The 17,580-nt window shown below is 69.7% G+C and carries 19 protein-coding genes and 2 riboswitches; of the genes, 11 read left to right on the top strand and 8 right to left on the bottom strand.

All coding sequences use genetic code 11. The features are described 5' to 3' along the window. The first annotated feature begins 11 nt into the window (after window positions 1–11). The 5 genes from FVE25_RS27720 (at window position 12) to FVE25_RS27700 (ending at window position 6,640) form a co-directional block, all read left to right on the top strand. Window positions 12–1,688 carry a M28 family peptidase gene (locus FVE25_RS27720; RefSeq protein ID WP_157250003.1) on the top strand — a complete coding sequence of 559 codons (1,677 nt, stop codon included), beginning with the start codon at window positions 12–14 and terminating at the stop codon, window positions 1,686–1,688. A gap of 339 nt (window positions 1,689–2,027) precedes the next feature. Beyond that, complete coding sequence (locus FVE25_RS27715) at window positions 2,028–3,449, top strand: cation:proton antiporter domain-containing protein (protein WP_157250002.1); 1,422 nt, start codon at window positions 2,028–2,030, stop codon at window positions 3,447–3,449. Window positions 3,450–3,476: 27 nt separating this feature from the next. Further along, window positions 3,477–3,575, top strand: a riboswitch (glycine riboswitch). Then, window positions 3,576–3,671: riboswitch (glycine riboswitch) on the top strand. 36 nt (window positions 3,672–3,707) lie between these two features. Next, the gene (gene gcvT / locus FVE25_RS27710; RefSeq protein ID WP_157250001.1) at window positions 3,708–4,793 is read left to right on the top strand and encodes a glycine cleavage system aminomethyltransferase GcvT; all 1,086 of its coding nucleotides are present in this window, start codon (window positions 3,708–3,710) and stop codon (window positions 4,791–4,793) included. 13 nt (window positions 4,794–4,806) lie between these two features. Then, window positions 4,807–5,196 carry a glycine cleavage system protein GcvH gene (gene gcvH, locus FVE25_RS27705; RefSeq protein ID WP_157250000.1) on the top strand — a complete coding sequence of 130 codons (390 nt, stop codon included), beginning with the start codon at window positions 4,807–4,809 and terminating at the stop codon, window positions 5,194–5,196. Between the two features lie 67 nt (window positions 5,197–5,263). Next, on the top strand, window positions 5,264–6,640 hold the full coding sequence (locus tag FVE25_RS27700; RefSeq protein WP_157249999.1) for an L-serine ammonia-lyase: 1,377 nt from the start codon (window positions 5,264–5,266) through the stop codon (window positions 6,638–6,640). Window positions 6,641–7,012: 372 nt separating this feature from the next. Here FVE25_RS27700 and FVE25_RS54440 read toward each other — a convergent pair whose 3' ends face one another. Next, complete coding sequence (locus FVE25_RS54440) at window positions 7,013–7,354, bottom strand: DUF6247 family protein (RefSeq protein WP_246267529.1); 342 nt, start codon at window positions 7,352–7,354, stop codon at window positions 7,013–7,015. 477 nt (window positions 7,355–7,831) lie between these two features. Here FVE25_RS54440 and FVE25_RS27695 point away from each other — a divergent pair, with 477 nt between their 5' ends. Together FVE25_RS27695 and FVE25_RS27690 are read left to right on the top strand one after the other, a co-directional pair. Then, window positions 7,832–8,032, top strand: a complete 201-nt coding sequence (locus FVE25_RS27695; protein ID WP_157249998.1) for a hypothetical protein — start codon at window positions 7,832–7,834, stop codon at window positions 8,030–8,032. A 358-nt stretch (window positions 8,033–8,390) separates the two neighbouring features. Then, window positions 8,391–9,314, top strand: a complete 924-nt coding sequence (locus FVE25_RS27690; RefSeq protein ID WP_157249997.1) for a fibronectin type III domain-containing protein — start codon at window positions 8,391–8,393, stop codon at window positions 9,312–9,314. 73 nt (window positions 9,315–9,387) lie between these two features. Here FVE25_RS27690 and FVE25_RS27685 read toward each other — a convergent pair whose 3' ends face one another. Both FVE25_RS27685 and FVE25_RS27680 read right to left on the bottom strand, forming a co-directional pair. Then, a complete protein-coding gene (locus FVE25_RS27685; RefSeq protein WP_157249996.1) occupies window positions 9,388–9,795 on the bottom strand; it encodes a hypothetical protein in 408 nt (135 codons plus the stop codon). Window positions 9,796–9,808: 13 nt separating this feature from the next. Next, the gene (locus tag FVE25_RS27680; protein ID WP_157249995.1) at window positions 9,809–11,020 is read right to left on the bottom strand and encodes a serine hydrolase domain-containing protein; all 1,212 of its coding nucleotides are present in this window, start codon (window positions 11,018–11,020) and stop codon (window positions 9,809–9,811) included. A 242-nt stretch (window positions 11,021–11,262) separates the two neighbouring features. Between FVE25_RS27680 and FVE25_RS27675 the strand changes: the two genes are divergently transcribed. Together FVE25_RS27675 and FVE25_RS27670 are read left to right on the top strand one after the other, a co-directional pair. After that, window positions 11,263–11,976, top strand: a complete 714-nt coding sequence (locus tag FVE25_RS27675) for a GbsR/MarR family transcriptional regulator (protein ID WP_157249994.1) — start codon at window positions 11,263–11,265, stop codon at window positions 11,974–11,976. Window positions 11,977–12,170: 194 nt separating this feature from the next. Continuing rightward, the gene (locus tag FVE25_RS27670) at window positions 12,171–12,698 is read left to right on the top strand and encodes a DUF1062 domain-containing protein (RefSeq protein ID WP_246267527.1); all 528 of its coding nucleotides are present in this window, start codon (window positions 12,171–12,173) and stop codon (window positions 12,696–12,698) included. Window positions 12,699–12,713: 15 nt separating this feature from the next. Here FVE25_RS27670 and FVE25_RS27665 read toward each other — a convergent pair whose 3' ends face one another. Both FVE25_RS27665 and FVE25_RS27660 read right to left on the bottom strand, forming a co-directional pair. After that, window positions 12,714–13,505, bottom strand: a complete 792-nt coding sequence (locus FVE25_RS27665) for an aminotransferase class IV family protein (RefSeq protein ID WP_219825660.1) — start codon at window positions 13,503–13,505, stop codon at window positions 12,714–12,716. 198 nt (window positions 13,506–13,703) lie between these two features. Then, complete coding sequence (locus tag FVE25_RS27660) at window positions 13,704–14,120, bottom strand: VOC family protein (protein WP_157249991.1); 417 nt, start codon at window positions 14,118–14,120, stop codon at window positions 13,704–13,706. 59 nt (window positions 14,121–14,179) lie between these two features. On the opposite strand from FVE25_RS27660, the gene FVE25_RS27655 reads away from it, so the two are divergent. Then, complete coding sequence (locus tag FVE25_RS27655; protein WP_157249990.1) at window positions 14,180–14,788, top strand: TetR/AcrR family transcriptional regulator; 609 nt, start codon at window positions 14,180–14,182, stop codon at window positions 14,786–14,788. A 13-nt stretch (window positions 14,789–14,801) separates the two neighbouring features. Here the strand turns inward: FVE25_RS27655 and FVE25_RS27650 are convergent, their stop codons facing one another. Both FVE25_RS27650 and FVE25_RS27645 read right to left on the bottom strand, forming a co-directional pair. Further along, a complete protein-coding gene (locus tag FVE25_RS27650) occupies window positions 14,802–15,302 on the bottom strand; it encodes a hypothetical protein (RefSeq protein ID WP_157249989.1) in 501 nt (166 codons plus the stop codon). Continuing rightward, a complete protein-coding gene (locus FVE25_RS27645) occupies window positions 15,302–15,907 on the bottom strand; it encodes a DUF6286 domain-containing protein (RefSeq protein ID WP_157249988.1) in 606 nt (201 codons plus the stop codon). Before FVE25_RS27645 ends, FVE25_RS27650 begins: the two co-directional genes overlap by 1 nt. A gap of 111 nt (window positions 15,908–16,018) precedes the next feature. Here FVE25_RS27645 and FVE25_RS27640 point away from each other — a divergent pair, with 111 nt between their 5' ends. Then, entirely contained in the window at window positions 16,019–17,212 is a 1,194-nt protein-coding gene (locus FVE25_RS27640; RefSeq protein ID WP_157249987.1) for an amino acid deaminase/aldolase, read from the top strand. Here FVE25_RS27640 and FVE25_RS27635 read toward each other — a convergent pair. After that, window positions 17,209–17,541, bottom strand: coding sequence for a DUF3618 domain-containing protein (locus FVE25_RS27635; protein WP_157249986.1), 333 nt, complete (start codon window positions 17,539–17,541; stop codon window positions 17,209–17,211). The genes FVE25_RS27640 and FVE25_RS27635 overlap by 4 nt on opposite strands. Window positions 17,542–17,580: the final 39 nt, after the last annotated feature.

The following is a 17,580-nucleotide window of genomic DNA, read 5'->3' as shown; positions in this document are numbered from 1 at the left end:
GAGCAGGAGGAGTGAAGAAGCTCATCGCGTCAGGGCTGGCCGCCATCGTGGTGGCCGCCCTGGCCCCCCTCGCAGGCGCTACAAGCGCCCAAGCGGCCGCCCTCGCGCCGCCGGACATCCCGGTGGCGGGCGTGCAGGCCCACCTGAGCCAGTTGCAGTCGATCGCCTCGGCGAACGGCGGCAACCGGGCCTCCGGCCGACCGGGCTTCAACGCCTCGGTCACCTACATCAAGGGCAAGCTGGACGCGGCCGGATTCACCACCCGGGTCCAGACCTTCAGCGGCGGCAGCAACCTGATCGCCGACTGGCCGCAGGGTCCGGCCAGCCCGACCCTCATGCTCGGCGCCCACCTGGACAGCGTGGCCGCGGGCCCGGGGATCAACGACAACGGCTCGGGCTCCGCGTCCCTGCTGGAGATCGCCCTGACCCTGGCCGCGCAGCGTCCGACGCTGACCAAGCACGTCCGCTTCGGCTGGTGGGGTGCCGAGGAGCAGGGCCTGATCGGCTCCCGCTTCTACGTGCAGAACGGCGGCGCCCAGGGAGTCGAGGCTTACCTCAACTTCGACATGACCGGCTCCCCCAACCCCGGCTACTTCGTCTACGACGACGACACGCAGCTGCAGGGGCTGTTCAACGCCTACTACAGCTCGATCGGCGTCCAGACCGAGCGTGAGACCATCGGCGACGGCCGCAGCGACCACGCCTCGTTCAAGAACGCCGGGGTCCGGGTCGGCGGCGTCTTCACCGGCGCCAGCGAGCGCAAGTCCGCCGCGCAGGCGCAGAAGTGGGGCGGTCAGGCCAACGCGTCCTTCGACCGCTGCTACCACTCGGCCTGCGACACCTATCCGTCCAACATCAACACGACCGCGCTCGACCGCAACGCGGACGCGGCCGCCTACGTGCTGTGGAACCTGGCCGTCGGCCAGCAGCAGCAGAACGACTACTCCATCGCGGTGAGCCCGTCCTCGGCGACCCTCCAGCCGGGACAGTCGGCAACGGCAACGCTCACCACCCAGGTCACCTCCGGCCAGGCGCAGCCGGTCAGCCTCTCCGCCGGCAACGTCCCGGCCGGGGTGACCGTTTCCTTCAGCCCGCAGACGATCCAGTCGGGTCAGTCCTCGACCGTCACGATCAGCGCGTCCGCGTCCGCGGCCAACGGCACGGCGCAGATCTCGCTGAACGGCGACGGCGCCAACTCCGACCGCTCGACCACCTTCAACCTGACGATCGGGCAGGTCCAGAACGACTACTCGTTCACGGTCAACCCGACCACGGGTTCGGTCCAGCCGGGCGGCACCGCGAACACCACCGTCAACACGCAGGTCACCTCCGGCCAGGCGCAGCAGATCGCGCTGTCGGCCACCGGGGCGCCCAGCGGCGTGACGGTCTCGTTCAGCCCGGCGAGCATCACCGCGGGACAGACCTCGGCGGTGTCGATCGCGACCACCTCGGGTGTCGCATCCGGGAGCTACCCGATCACCATCTCCGGCGACGGGACCAACGTCGACCGCTCGGCCACGTTCACCTTGACCGTGGGCAGCACCGGCACCGAATGGGCTCCGTACACCTCCTACACGGCCGGCACGACCGTGAGCTACCAGGGCACCAACTACCGGTGCCTGCAGAGCCACACGAGCCTGCCCGGGTGGGAACCGCCCAACGTGCCCGCGCTCTGGCAGCGCGTGTAGAGAAGCATGTACGGCCGGCGTCCCGCCAGGCGCTGGCCGTGCAGACGTGGCCGGGGACCGCTGGGGTGTGCCAGGTTCCCGGCCACACGTCTGTGGCCGGCCGTCCTTCCGGGGGGACGGCCGGCCGCTTTTGTCATGTATGAGACACAAGAGATAGATGCATGACACAAGAGGCGGAAAAGTCCCCTTAAATGCGGGGCAAGGGACACGCGGAAGCCCTGAACCTCTCGGCAAACAGTGACCGCCTCACACCCCAAACCCCGACTTTTCCGGACATATGCCTCGTAGGCTCGCCAGGGTTGTCGTTCTGACCGTCCCCCCAGGAGGGAGCCCGAGCGCTTGTCCAGCAACCTGGTGATCATCGCCGCGCTCGTAGCCGTCTGCATCGTGATCGCCCGCTACCTCAGCACACGGTGGCGCCTGCCGCCGCTGCCCATCCTGGTGCTGCTCGGCCTGGTCGCCGGGGTCATGCCCTGGGTGCCCACCGTCGCGCTCAACCCGTACGTCGTGCTGACCGTGCTCATCCCGCCCCTGCTCTACCACCACGCCGCCTCCCGCGCCGCGCCCCGCGAATCCCGCGCCGCCTGGCGGCCGATCATGCTTCTCGGCGCCGGCCTCACCCTCGCCACCGCGGGCGCCGTCGCGCTGGTGGCCCACTTCATGCTGCCCGGCCTCCCCTGGGGCGCCGCCCTGACCGCCGGCGCCGCCTTCGCGCCCACCCAGGCACTCGTGCTCGACCGGCTGGGCGCACCCGAGCGCGTGCTCACGGTCCTGCGCGGCGAAAGCCTGATCAACGAAGGCATCGCCGTGGTCCTGCTGGCCATCGGACTCGAACAACTCCGCCGCCCCGAGACCGTCTCCGTCGCCGCCCTCCAACTGGCCGGCGCGATCGCCGGCGGCACGCTCGCCGGCCTCGCGATCGGCTGGATCGTGGTACGGCTGCGCCGCCTGTTCACCGACACCGGCACGCTCCTGATCCTCTCGCTGGCCACGCCGTTCATCGCCGAGATCACCGCCGGGCAGCTCGGGCTGTCCGGTCCGCTGACCGTCACCGCCGCGGGCTTCTACGTGGGCGCCAAGGGGCGGCTCGTGCACGCCCACGGCCGGGCCGTCGAGCGCATCACCTGGCAGGTCCTGGCGTTCCTGCTCGGCGGGACGCTGGCCGTACTCCTGGGGCTCTCGCTGCGCGACCTGGCGGGGGCGCACGCCGAACTGCCGGTCGGCACGGTCCTGCTGGTCACCGGCGCGCTGCTCGGCGTCACGGTCCTGGTCAGAGTGGCGTTCGTGCTGGTCGTGGACCGGCGCAACGCGCGTGCCCTCACGCTGGGCGGCACCCGCGGGGCCTCGACCCTGGCCATCGCCCTGGCCATCCCCGCCATCCCTGCCCAGGACGCCCTGGTGTTCGCCGCCGCCGCACTCGTCCTCGTCAGCGGATTCGCCCTGCTCAGCGGCCGGGCCGTACCCGAACCCTGCCCGGAGGAAGAGGAGGCGCGGGCGCGGCGGGCGGCGGCCGGCGCGGCGCTGCGCAGACTCGACCAGATGGCGCCCGGGATCGACACCGCCACGTTGTGGGCGCAACGCCAGATCCTCGCGGTCGAGGCGCACGCCAGCGCCCCGCACGACCTGCGCCTGGAACTGGCCAGAGCGCAACGTGAGACGCTCGGACAGATGTACACCGAAGGCCGGATCGGCGCCGAAACCCTGCACACGCTCACGGAAGAGATCGATCTGCGCGATCCACACGCGACAACACCCCTGTGACGGCACTAGGCTGGTTCGAGACACCAGTGAGCCCGTGCGGGAGAGCGTTCTGACAATCCGGTCAGAGCCCCTGAAGGAGCAAGCCCTCCCCGCGAACCTCTCAAGGCAAAGGACCGCATGGGCAAGGTGACCTCTGGAAAGCAGGCCCCAGGGCCTCGCCGAAGGTGAAAGTCCGGCAAAACCCGGGCGAAGCTCTCAGGCATCGATGACAGAGGGGGAGGATCCTGGCATCCGACCCTGCCCTGAGGTGCGAAGATCATGTCCCGACCGACACCGCTGCGAGACATCCACGAGAGTCTCGGCGCGACGCTGACCGACTTCGCCGGCTGGCTGATGCCGCTGCGCTACGGCAGCGAGTCCGCCGAGCACACCGCCGTGCGCACCGCCGCCGGCCTGTTCGACCTCTCACACATGGGCGAGATCTTCCTGACCGGGCCGCAGGCCGGCCAGGCGCTCGACTACGCGCTGGTCGGCCACCTGTCGGCGCTCGCCCCGGGCCGGGCCCGCTACACCATGATCGTGAACGCCGAGGGCGGGGTGCTGGACGACCTCATCGTCTACCGGCTGGCCGACGAGGAGTTCATGGTCGTGGCCAACGCCTCCAACTACGAACTCGTCGCCCGCGAGCTGACCGCCCGCGCCGCCGGGTTCGACACCGTCGTCGAAGACCGGTCCGACCAGTACGCGCTCATCGCCGTCCAGGGCCCCCGCGCCCAGGAGATCCTCTCCGCCCTCACCGACGCCGACCTCGGCGGCCTCAAGTACTACGCCGGACTGCCCGGCGTCGTCGCCGGCGCGCAGGCCCTCATCGCCCGCACCGGCTACACCGGCGAAGACGGCTTCGAGCTGTTCGTGGCCAACGCCGACGCGGCGCCGCTCTGGCACGCCCTCACCAAAGCCGGCCAGCCGTACGGACTGCTGCCCGCCGGACTCTCCTCCCGCGACACGCTGCGCCTCGAAGCGGGCATGCCGCTCTACGGCAACGAACTGTCCACCGCGCTCACCCCGTTCGACGCGGGCCTGGGCCGAGTGGTGAAATTCGACAAGCCCGGCGACTTCGTCGGCAGGGCGGCACTGGAGGCGGTCAAGGACACCCCGCCCCGGCGGCGCCTGGTCGGCCTCGTCGCCCACGGACGCCGGGTGCCCCGCCACGGGTACCCGGTGACCAAGGACGGAACAGTGGTCGGCGAGGTCACGAGTGGGGCCCCTTCCCAGACCCTGGGTAAGCCCATCGCCATGGCCTACGTGGACACTGGTATCAGTGAAGGTCTGGCCGTGGACATCCGGGGCAGTCAAGAGGGCATGGACCTCGTCGCCCTGCCCTTCTACAAGCGCGCTAACTAGCAGGAGGACGTAAGTGAGCAGCATCCCTGACGAGCTGAGCTACACCAAGGAGCACGAGTGGGTGGCCGGCCTGGACGACGGCCTGACCGTGACCGTGGGCATCACCGCATTCGCGGCCGAGTCCCTCGGTGACGTCGTCTTCGTGCAGCTTCCCGAGGTCGGTGCGAACGTCGAGGCCGGCGACTCCATCGGCGAGGTCGAGTCGACCAAGTCGGTGAGCGAGATCTACGCCCCCGTCGGCGGCGAGATCACCGAGGTGAACCAGGCCGTCGTGGACGACCCGTCGCTGGTCAACGGCGACCCCTACGGCGATGGCTGGATGTTCCGCGTGCGCCTCGAAGGCGACCCGGAAGACCTGCTCTCGGCCGAGGAGTACGGGGCCCTCACCTCCGGAGACTCCTGACCCGACACGGCCGGGGCTCCGCCGAGCCCCGGCTCATACCCCTCCCTTGTTGCGGAAGGACGCATCAATGGCGATCAGCGTCTTCGACCTATTCAAGATCGGAATCGGCCCGTCGAGCTCACATACCGGCGGCCCGATGGCAGCGGCGCACAGATTCGCCCGCGGCCTCCACGAAGACGGCCTCCTGGAGCGCGTTGCCCGCGTCGAGGCCATCCTGTACGGCTCGCTCGGCCTGACCGGCAAAGGCCACGGCAGCGACAAAGCCGTGCTCCTCGGCCTGTCCGGCGAAAAGCCAGAACTGGTGGACGTCGACACCGTCGACGAACGCCTGGCCGCCATGCGTCACGCCGGCGCCGTCCACCTGTACGGCAGTCACGAGATCCCCTTCGTCATCGGCGAAGACCTGATCTTCGAACGCAAGATCAGCCTGCCCGAGCACCCGAACGGCATGCGCTTCACCGCCTACGCCGCCGACGGCTCACCCCTGCGCGAGAAGGTGTACTTCTCCGTGGGCGGCGGCTTCGTCGTGGACGAGAACGCCACCGGCGCCGACCGCATCAAGCCGGACGACACCGTCCTGCCGTACCCCTTCACCACCGCAGAAGAGCTGCTGAAGCACTGCTACAACACCGGCCTGTCGATCTCCGGCCTCATGCTGGAAAACGAGAAGGCATTCGGCCGCACCGAACAGGAGATCCGCGACGGCATCCTGAACCTGTGGCGCGTCATGACCGAATGCGTGCGCCGGGGAATCACCAAGGAAGGCGTGCTGCCCGGCGGCCTGAAGGTCCGCCGCCGCGCCCACCAGCTCCACCGCCGCCTGTGCAGCGAGTCCCCCGAGAAGGACCCGTTGCAGACGATGGACTGGGTGTCGTTGTACGCGCTGGCGGTGAATGAGGAAAACGCCGCCGGGGGCCGCATCGTCACCGCCCCGACCAACGGCGCCGCCGGCATCGTCCCCGCCGTCCTGACGTACTACAGCCGCTTCGTCCCCCAGGCGGACGACGAGGGCGTGGTCCGCTTCCTGCTGACCGCGGCCGCGATAGGCGTCCTGTTCAAAGAGAACGCCTCCATCTCCGGCGCCGAAGTAGGCTGCCAGGGCGAAGTGGGCTCAGCCTGCTCCATGGCCGCCGCGGGCCTGACCGAGGTCCTGGGCGGCACCCCCGAACAGGTGGAAAACGCCGCCGAAATCGGCATCGAACACAACCTGGGCCTGACCTGCGACCCGATCGGCGGCCTGGTCCAGATCCCGTGCATCGAACGCAACGCGGTAGCCAGCATCAAGGCCATCACGGCCGCCCGCATAGCCTTGCGAGGCGACGGCCGCCACTTCGTCAGCCTGGACAAGGCCATCAAAACGATGCGCGACACCGGCCGGGACATGCTCGACAAGTACAAGGAAACCTCCCGAGGCGGCCTGGCCGTCAACGTCATCGAGTGCTGAAAGGCAAGGTCCTCACGGGGAGCGCTTCGCGCCAAGAGGTTCAGGCAGTTCCAAGTGGGGGCACAGCCCCCACACCCCAGTTAAGGGCAAGGTCCTCCCTTTGGGCGCTTCGCGCCCGGGGGTTCGGGCTGTGACAGTGGGCTCTGCCCCACACCCCGGGCGAGGGAGAACCCTCGCGCTCCCCACGTGGCTGACGTCCCGCGATTTCGCCAGGGATGTGCGTCACCTAAGCCAGAGTCTTCGGCACCCAGCTCTTCCTGATCTATCCGGCACCCGCGCCCCAACCAACGCGTGCCGAGCGAACGCGTCCTGGTACGTGGGGACAAGAGCGAGGCGAACCATCAAAGCCAGTGAACACGGACTACGTCCACCTCATGCTACGGCTCCAACACGAGGTATGTGATCAACGTCGGTACTGACTCCACGCTCTGCGAGTAGCTCTCGCCAAGATCGTGTTCCACGGGGAAGAGGCTCGCCACGGGCTGCCAAATCCTGTGCCGCCTTTGCCCGTTCGTGCAGTTCTCGGCGACCCTGAGGGTCCTTCATCGAGTCGCACGCGACCAACCACCACGTGTGGATGAACTCGTTCAGCCTGCCCAGATCCAGACTGACCCGCACCTCGGCCAGCGCCAAGCGCAGACCTTCATCGAAGCCCTCGCGATCCTGCACCACGGAGAGGGCGCTCCGAGTGGCGCGCAAGGTCTTGTCCGGCATGGTCGCAGTTGCAGGAGGGGGCTCGTGTGGCTGTGCCGTCATTGAGCTGTCTCCCTGTCTGGTCTACTCGGAGCCTACGGGGCCGACCGACAGCGACAGCCCGTTATCCAGCTTGTCAGCGACCAGCACGGATCAGCAGCTCGATGCATTTCGGACCGTATGGCTGGACAAGGCCATCAAACGATGCGCGACACCGGCCGGGACATGCTCGACAAGTACCAGGAAACCTCCCGAGGCGGCCTGGCCGTCAACGTCATCGAGTGCTGAAAGGCAAGGTCCTCACGGGGAGCGCGTCGCGCCAAGAGGTTCAGGCAGTTCCAAGTGGGGGCGCAGCCCCCACACCCCGGCTAAGACAAGGTCCTCCCATTGGGGCGCTTCGCGCCTGGGTTGAGGGTCGTCAAAGCCGAAGTCTTCGAAGGCGGTAGCGCATGTCCTGCTTCCCCGGGGAGTGGCAGGCAGAACAGGTAGCGTGAGGGTATGACGGCGCACCACCACGACGAGGTCATCACCATTCCTCGTGACGAGTACGAGGCACTCAGAGCCGAAGTCCGCCGACTGCGTCGGGAACTAGGCCGCCAGCAAGCCATGCGAGCCACCATGGATAACGCTGCCCATCCAGGTGAGATGCGAACGTTCACGCGCGACGAGTTGGCCGCGGAGTGGGGAATCGGTGGCTGACAGGCGCATCGCCTTTCCTGAGCGAGCCTGGGAACAGATCGAGTCTCTTCCTGACGGGCTGCGCAGACCTGTACAGCTTGCTGTTTTCACCCTCCTGGGGCAGAACGGGTGGCGTGAGGGCATGACGACGCGTCACGACGAGGTCCTCACCACTCCTCGTGACAACTGTGCGGCGCTCGAAGCCGAGGTCCGCCGACTGCGCCGGCAAGGTGCTCTCCCCGAAGGACGGGACCCGTTCAGGCTCCCGCGAGGGTGAAACCTTCCCCGTCGCACGGACGTATAACGGGCAAGTGCCGTCCCATGAAGGGAATCGGAGATGACCCAGGGCCTGTACAGAATCGCCGCAATCCTCGCTGTGGTGGCAGTGACCGCGGTGATGTTATCCCCTCCGGGCGCGGCGGCCGTCGCCCTGTCCGCGCCGGAGCCGCTGCGGGTCGACGGCGTCACCGCAACGCAGATCTCCTTCCACTGGTCCCAGAACGCCAGTGGAAGCGTGGGTGTCCTTCGTGCCCGGGTCTACCAGGACGGGGCACTGGCCACGACCACGCGGTTGCAGCGCTACACCGCTTCCGGGCTCGTTCCGGGGGCCACGTACTCCTTCCACGTCGTCGCCGCCGATGACGCCGGGAACACCTCGCCGCCGAGCCGTACCATCACGATCACCACTCGCGGACCTGGAGTGGTGCCGCCCGGACCGGCGAACCTGCGCGCCACCGAGGTGGCCTCCGCCCGGGTCGGCCTCGCCTTCGACCAGCCTGACGACAGCTGGGACGTCGGTCGCTACGAGGTCCTCGACGGGGGGACGGTCGTCGCCTCCATCCCCGCCGGTTCCTTCAACGGGGTTCCGACGATCAATCTGGCGTTGCGGGGTCTGTCCGCGCAGTCGTCGCACGCCTATACGGCGAGGGCCGTTCGCGGAGCCATCGGCGTCTCGCCCTCGTCCAACACCCTGACGCTCAGCACGCCTGCGCGGACAGACCTGGTCGCGCCGTCGGCTCCCACGGGGCTCGTGGCGGCGATGGATAGATATGCGTGTTTCTCCGTCGTCCTGACCTGGACGCCATCGGGTGACGACGCCGATCCTCCATCCGCGATCGACTACGAGATCCTCGTCAACGGCGCGCACGAGAGCTGGGTGCGCGGTGCCGGGACACACACCATCGGCATGGTGCCCGTGGGCAACAACACGATCGAGGTCCGGGCCGTGGACAGTTCCGGCAACGCCTCGGCCGCCGCCACGGCCACGTTCCCGCGTCCGCCCGACTGCACCGACGACGCCTGACGTTCGCGCGGCCGGCCGTCCGTGCGACAGGCGCCCGCCCGCCGTGAACCGTTGTGGCGGGCGGGCATCCTCCTCAGGCGGCGTCGAGGGCCGCGGTGATCTTGCGGATCATGTCGGCGAGCGTGGGGCTGGGCCGGCCCTCGTGGGTGCGGGCGGCCGCTTCGACGGCGACGATCACGGTGGTGCGGAAGTTGCCAGCCTCGGCCGGGTCCTGCTGCCCGAGCAAGCCCATGGCCGCGGTCAGGGCCGGCAGCACGTGGTCGGCGATTTCGGCCACGGACTTGCCGTCCAGGTTCACAGCTGTGGACTTGTCGGCGAGCACGTGCCCGACCAGGCCGGTGGCGGAGTACAAGGCGATGGAGCCGTTGGTGGCGGCCTTGTGCGGCTTGCCGGCGGCATCGGCGGCGGCGATCAGGGTGACGGCGCCGTAGGCGGCGGTGCGCAGGGTGAGCTTGTCCTGGTCGGACAGGGTGATGGGCATGACGGAGTTCTCCTTAGAGGTCGATCGCCTGGTAGAGCGTGGTCCAGAAGTCGTGGATCAGTCGCGCCGGAGCCGGGACCGACAGCCCGACCTGGGTGAGCAGGACCCCGACGAGCTGGTTGTGCGGGTCGGCGTAGACGGTGGTGCCGGTGCCGCCGTCCCAGCCGAACTGGCCGATCGGCGCGTAGTCGCCGCGGTAGGTGCGCACCGCCATCCCCATGCCCCAGCCGCCCTGCTGCCCCTGGCCGAAGGAGACCTGGACGCTGTTCCTGGCCAGATCGTCGCGGACCGCCGCCTGCTCGGGGGTGAGATGGTCGGTGGTCATCAGCTCCACCGCGGGCCGCGACAGGATGCGCTCGCCGCCGTGCGTGCCGCCGTTGAGCAGCATCTGGAAGTAGGCGTGGTAGTCGTCCACGGTGGACACCAGCCCGCCACCGCCGCTCTGGAAGACGGGTGGCCGGCTGACCCTGCCGCCCGCGGCCTCGTCCCATACGACGAACTCGCCGCTCTGCGGGTCGGGGGCGTAGCTGGGTGGGAGCCGGTCGATCTGGTCGGCGGGCACGTGGAAGCCGGTGTCCTTCATGCCCAGCGGGCCGAAGACGCGCTCGCGCAGGACCGTCTCCAGTGACTGGCCGGTGACCCTGGCCACCAGCACGCCGAGCACGTCGTGGCTGACGTGGTACTGCCAGTGCTGCCCGGGCTGGTACATCAGCGGAAGCGTGCCCAGGCGGCGCATCCACTCATCCGGCTCCGGCGTCGCCCCGTGCCCGGTGAGCTCCAGCTCGAACAGCTTGCCCATGATCGGGGAGCTCATCGCCGTCAGGTCCATGCCGAGCCCGAAGGTGGAGGTCGTCAGATCCCGCACGGTGATCGGCCGCCGCGCCGGCACCGTCTCGTCCAGCGGGCCGTCGACCCGCTTCAGCACCTGCCGACCGGCGAGCTCCGGCAGCCACTCGTCGACCGGGTCGTCCAGCCGCACCTGGCACTCGTCCAGCAGCACCATGGCCGCCGCCATCGCCACGGGCTTGGACGTGGAGGCCATCCGGAAGATCGTGTCCCGGCGCATCGGCGCGCCGCCCTCGGCACGCATCGTCCCCATCGCCTCGACGTGCGTCCGGCCGCCCCGGCTCACCAGGGCCACCAGCCCGGGGATCCTCCCCGACTCGACATACCGCGCCAGCACCCCTCGCACCTTGCGCAGCCCGGCCTCGGAAAAGCCGCTCATCGTGAATCTCCTTGCCTAAATGTTCGGGAACCTCTGAACGCCAGCGACAGTACATTGCGTTCACTATTCCGTCAACATAAGAGAAAGAGGCATCTGGCCTGCTAAATTCCATCGACTACCATTATCATTGCAATGATCGTGGCAATAAACGCAAAGAACGATCAGGCAGAGTATTGCAATGGGCTATCGGGTGAATCCATACTGTGCCGTGGCGCACGTCGAGCGACGGGAGACAGGCAGCGATGCCCGGAGGCAGACTGACCGGCCAGGATCGGCAGCACATCGCCGCGTGGCTGGCCGAGGGACTCGGATACGCGGAGATCGGCCGGCGTCTGGGGCGGCCCGCCTCGACCATCATGCGCGAGGTCACCCGGAACGGCGGGCCCGACGATTACCGGGCGGATCGGGCAAACGAGGCCACCCGGGATCGTGCGCGCCGGCGCAAGCAGGCGCAGCCGCCCTCACCGCCGGCCCCCGACAACGACCATGGGCGCGACCCCCAGGCGATCCGGGACGCCACGGAGTCCTACATCGCCCTCCTCGAGCAGCAGGGGCTGCCCCGGATGATGGCCAGGGTGATGACCTGCCTGTACATCACCGACGCCGGCGCCCTGACCGCCGCCGACCTGGTCCAGCGGCTGCGCATCAGCCCCGCGTCCGTCTCGCACGCCGTGGCCTTCCTCGAGCAGCAGGGACTGCTCAAGCGCGAACGCGTCCCCGGCGCCCGCCGCGAACGTTACGTCATCGACGACGAGGTCTGGCTCCGCTCGACCCTCGCGAGTGTGCGGATGAACGACGCCCTGGCGGCCGCCGCACAGCGCGCGGCCGAGGTGCTCGGCGTCGCGACCCCGGCCGGGGCCCGCTTCGAGCACTCGGCCGAATTCCTCCTCCTCGTGAGCGAGGCGCTCCGCGACGCCATGGACCGATGGCAGCAGGCCCTGGCCGAGCGGCGGTGAAATCCGCTTGGCTCCGGCGGCCGGGGTCGTCTAGGTTGGCCTCTCACCCAACGTGAGGACCACGTCCGCATGACGCCGCCTGCTCTTTAGACCTGACACCTTCCCGCGCATAGGTCGCCGACGTCGCCGTCGGCTCTGTTTCCCATGCTTTTCGTCAGGTCTTCAGAGAGATCATGTCTTCACGTCCTCATATCGTGCTGCCCTGGGCCGTGCGGCGTACCCGCCTGCCCCTGCTCGCCCTCCGCTGCGTGGACTGCCGTTCCGAGCGCGCCACCACGGCGGACGGCAAGTTCCGCGTCAACGCCAACGGCAAGCTGCTCGACGTCTGGCTCCTGGTCAACTGCGTTTCCTGCGACCACACCAGCAAGCTCACCGTCCACGACCGGGTTCCGGTACGCTCCCTGCCGCCCGCCCTCCTGGACGGCTACTTCGCCAATGCGCCTTCCCTCGTCGCCGCCACCCTGCTCGACCCGTTGATCGCCCGGCGCAACCGGTTCGGGCTGGAGTGGGACGGCTGCTGGGAACTCCACGCGCCACCCCCTCCCGAGACCCCGTGGCCCCTGCGGTTCACAGTCACGTTCGAGGATCCCGTCCCCCTTCGCCCGGAACGGCTCATCGCCCAAGGGCTGGGCATCAGCCGCAGCGAGCTCGCCGGCCGGGTCAAGATCGATATCCCGCTGAACCGCAGGACGACCCGGAACTTCTCGTTCCTCCTGCTGTGACCTGAACAGGGTTCCTCACGGCGTCTCCGGCGTCTCCTCCTGGTAGGCCCGGTGCAGGACCTCGGCGAAGGAGACGCCGTCCGGGAAGTCCACCGTGCCGATCCTGCGTACGGCGATGCCGGGCGTCCAGGAGTTCATGACCACGGCTCCGGCCAGCTGCGGCAGGTCTTCGGGGGTGACTTCGCGGGTGTGCTGGGGGACCCCGAGGCGGTCGAGCCGGCGGCGCAGGATGCCCATGGTGATGCCGCCGAGCACGTCGGCCTCGGGCCAGATGACGGCGGTGCCGTCCCAGAAGGCGAGGTTCCAGATGGTGGCCTCGCTGAGCCGCCCCTTGCGGTCGACGAAGGCGGCGTCGTCGTATCCCTGGGACACGGCCTGGCGCAGGTAGTAGGTCTTGGCCACCTCGCCGTGGTGCTTGAGGCCGGGCAGGAAGCGCTCGTGCTCGACGACGGCGAGCGCGAGGGGGCCCTGCGGGCCGGTGGCGGGCGGGCCGGTGCGGATCAGGATCTGCGGTTCGCCGTCGATGGCGGTGAACTCACCGGAGGACGGGTAGACGGTGGCCACCAGGGAGACGTCGGCCGGTCCCGCCTCGATGGCGGCCCTCAGGTAGGCGCGCACCTGCTCGTCGGCCGGCGCCCGGCCGTACAACTCCTTCGAGGCGTTCCGCAACCGCTCCAGGTGGAGGTCGAGGCCGCGGATCCGGCCGTCGCGCACCTGCATGGCGGTGAAGTGCGCGTATCCGGCGAAAGCGAGCGGAGCCAGGTCCTCGGCGGTGGCGGGTTGGCCGTTACGGTGGACGACAGACATGAGAAGCCTCCTAGATGCTTGCATGCGCCATATATTGCAATTCTAACAATACTGGCGCATGCAAGCATCTGCGCGGACTACTCGGCCTGCACGAGCTGCCAACGCGGCGGGGTGCCGGTGGACAGCACGTCCGAGCAGCTGCAGTCGCCGCAGCCTGGGGTCATCGTGATCTCCTCGCATTGCTAGGGGATCGAGGACTTACCCCTCGTCCACCTGCGCAAACTGCGCAGCGTACTCCTCCGACGGCGGAATGTTGGTGATCACGTCGAGGAGGACCCCGTTGGGATCGGCGACGATGAAGTGCCGCTGGCCGAAGCCCTCAGTCCTGATCTCGAGCTCCGGCTTGAGCCCCTCCCCGAGCACGAGCCGCTCCCACTCGGCGTCCACGTCGTCCACCTCGAAGTTGAGCAGGACGCCCTGGGCCGGCTTGCGGTAGGCGGCGGGCACGGTCGGATGCGCATAGTCGAGCAGGGCCAGCTCAAACGACCCGCGGCGCAGGCTGACGTACCAATCCGCCTCGAAGGTGATCTCGAAGCCGAACAACCGCACATAGAAGTCGCGGGACTCGGCCAGCCGCGAACTGCCAATGACCGGATAGAAGCTGCTGAGGTTCATGGGAAGATTCCTTTCACATACCGCTGGTATGCGAGTAAGCTAGCTCGCATACCAGCGGTATGTCAAATGGAGGGCCGAACGTGAGCACCCGCGCCGAGCAACGCGAGCACACCCGCCTGACCCTGCTGCGCGAGAGCAGGCGGCTGTTCGCCACCGAAGGGTACGGGGCGGTCGGCCTGTCGGAGATCGTCGCGGCGGCCGGTGTGACCAAGGGCGCCCTGTACCACCACTTCACCAGCAAGGCCGAGCTGTTCCGCGCGGTACTCGAACAGGTGCAGCAGGAGGTCGGCGAACGGGTCGCGGCCGCGGGCGACGCCGCCGCCGACCCCTGGGACCAGCTCGTCGCCGGCTGCCGGGCCTTCCTGACCGTCAGCACCGACCCGGCCTACCAGCGCATCATGCTCGTGGACGGCCCCGCCGTACTCGGATGGGCCGAATGGCGGCGCCTGGACGCCGACAACTCCGCGCGGCACCTGGCCGAGGCGCTGACCGAACTGATCGACGGGGGCGTCATCGCGGCCCAGCCGGTCGAGCCGCTGACCCGCCTGCTGTCCGGCGCGATGAACGAGGCCGCGCAGTGGCTGGCCGCGGCCGGCGGCCCGCGCGAACTGGCCGACACCCAGGCCGCACTCTCCGGCCTGCTGGAAGGGCTCCGCGCAAGGACCTGACCGAGAAGGAAACCTAACGGCGCACGTGCAGGCGGACCACCGCGCCGAGGTCCTCGCCGACGACCTCGCGCCGGATCCGGCCGACGATCTCGCGATCCAGCTTGCCCACGACCGCGCCCACGTCGGCCGAGGCCGGGCAGGCGAGGCTGACACGCAGCCGGTCGGCCTCGCCCACGATCCGCACGCCCGCCCGGCTCAGCCCCTCGACGTCCTTGAGACCCACGCACAACATCGCGGTCCCCATCCCGGTCCGCGCCCCGCGGCGCCCCCAGCCGAGGCACATCAGCAGCCACCGCAGCGACACCAGCGCCAGCGCCAGCAGTGTCAGCGCGATCCCCCAGAGCAGCCAGGGGTTCGCCGCGACCACCTCGGCGCCGGTGTCCGGCAGCACCTTGGCCCGCGGCGCCAGCCCCGGCAGCCTGTCCTGCCCGCGCAGATACGCGTAAACCCCGGTCACCAGCAGAAACACGCCGACGACCGCCAGCCCGATCCGGTTGCCCGTGTACTGCCGCATCACAGCCCCCTGCTGCGCAGCCGTACCACGACCTCGCCCGCGCAGATCGCGCCGAGCGCGGCCAGCCGATCCCCCACGGCGGTCCCGACCTGCCGCAGCATCGCCCCCGAACTCTCCGCCCCCGTGGTCACGGTCACCTCGATCGCGTGCTTGCGCAGCCGTACGCGCGCGTGCGCGACCCCCTCGACGCCCTGCGCGACCGCCCGCAGCGTACGGCGCAGCCCCGACCGCGTGATCCCGATGACGATCAGCGGATCGCTCGTCTCGACCGGCACCAGCCGCGAGCGTCCGGGCACGATCGCCAGGGCCAGCAGCCCGAGCCCGCCGATCGCCACCACCAGCGCCACGAACGAGATCTCCCACCACGTGGTACGGCCGGCCACCGCGAGGATCCGATCCAGCGGAAGCCAGCCCAGCGGCCTGCCCATCAACGCCGAGACCACCTCCGCGGCCGACAGCCCGAGCCCGGCGGTGAGCGTCAGCGCGAGCACCGCGCCGGCCGGGGTGCGGGCGGGCTTGAGCACGCGGGCGGACCGTCTGAGCGGGGTTTCCGGCTGGGCGAGGGCGGCCGTGCCGGGCAGCAGCGTGGTTATCACGTCCACCATGGGTACACGGCCCCCATAGCCGCCCGTCGCCCTCCCCGCCGCCGGTTTGCCGGATCATTACGGGACGGCCGAAGAATGCGAATCATGCTCATGTCCGGTTACGCTGCTCGCATGGACGACCGTCAGCGCTACGACCGGGCCACCGCCGAGCTGGAACCGCCGTTCGCCATCCTCGACCTGACCGCCATGCGCGCCAACGCGGCCGACCTGGTCCGGCGGGCCGCAGGCAAACCGATCCGCGTGGCCAGTAAGTCGGTGCGCTCCCGGCCGGTGCTCGAACGCATCCTGGCCATGGACGGCTTCCACGGGATCATGGCGTTCACGCTGCCGGAAGCGCTGTGGCTGGCCGGGCACGGGTTCACCGACATCCTGGTCGCCTACCCCACGGCCGACCGCGCCGCGCTGGCCCGGCTGGCCGCCGACCCGGCCGCCGCCCGCGAGATCGCCCTCACCGTGGACTCCCCCGCCCACCTCGACACCATCGAGGACGCGGTCGCCGGCACCCCCGGCCGCCACGAGATCCGCCTCAGCATGGACATCGACGCCGGGTTCCGTGCCTTCGGCGGCAGGCTCCGGGCGGGCGCCTGGCGCTCACCGGTGCGCGAACCCGCCCAGGCGGCCGAGCTCGCCGCCGCCATCGCCAAACGTCCCGGATTCCGGCTGTCCGGCCTGATGGCCTACGAGGCGCAGATCGCCGGCGTGGGCGACGACCCGCCGGGCAACGCCGCCTTTGCCCGGGCCGTCCGCCTCATGCAGGCTCGTTCCGCCCGCGAGCTGATCATCCGCAGGGGCCGCATCGTCAACGCCGTCCGCCAGATCACCGACCTGGACTTCGTCAACGGCGGCGGCACCGGCAGCATCGAGAAGACGGTCCGGGAGAAGGCCGTGACCGAGGTCGCCGCCGGGTCCGGGTTCTTCCACCCGCGCCTGTTCGACTTCTACCGGGGCTTCACCGGCCATCCGGCCGCGTTGTTCGCCCTTCCCGTGGTCCGCCGGCCGGCGCCGGGGATCGTCACCGTGCTGGGCGGCGGCTACCCCGCCTCCGGCGCCGCGGGACCCAGTCGCCTGCCGCAGCCCTATCTGCCCGCCGGCCTGCGCTACGCGCCCGACGAAGGGGCCGGCGAGGTCCAGACGCCCCTCCTCGGGCCCGGCGCCGACGACCTGCGCATCGGCGACCGCGTCTGGTTCCGCCACGCCAAGGCCGGGGAGATGTGCGAACGATTCGCCACCCTCCACCTCATCGACGGCGAGTCCGTCGTGGACAGCGTGCCCACCTACCGCGGCGAGGGCCAGACCTTCCTCTAGGAGCGCCGCCTGCGCCGCCGCCACATGACGATGGCCGCCCCCACGACCAGCACCGCGCCCACCCCGATCAGCACCGGCGCCAGGCTCGGCGGCTCGTCGTCCCACAGGCGATCCGGGTCGTCCTCGACGCTCACCGGCCGGGCCGCGAACCCCAGCGCGTCCCCCACGGACGTGGCCAGGAAGCCGGCCCGGGCCTTCACGTCGGCCACGGTACGCTCAGCCACCCGCTTGGGGCTCACCCGGTCGGCGATGGCGTCGACCGTACGCGCGAGCTCCGCACGCGTTCGCGCGATCCGCCGCTCCATCTCGTCCGGGTCGGTGTCAGGCATGGCTCTCCTCTCGCAGGCGATCAGTCTGTCAGGTCAGGC

It is taken from the genome of Nonomuraea typhae (genome assembly GCF_009760925.1).
GTDB lineage: Bacteria > Actinomycetota > Actinomycetes > Streptosporangiales > Streptosporangiaceae > Nonomuraea > Nonomuraea typhae.
This window is presented reverse-complemented; position numbering and strand designations above follow the sequence as displayed.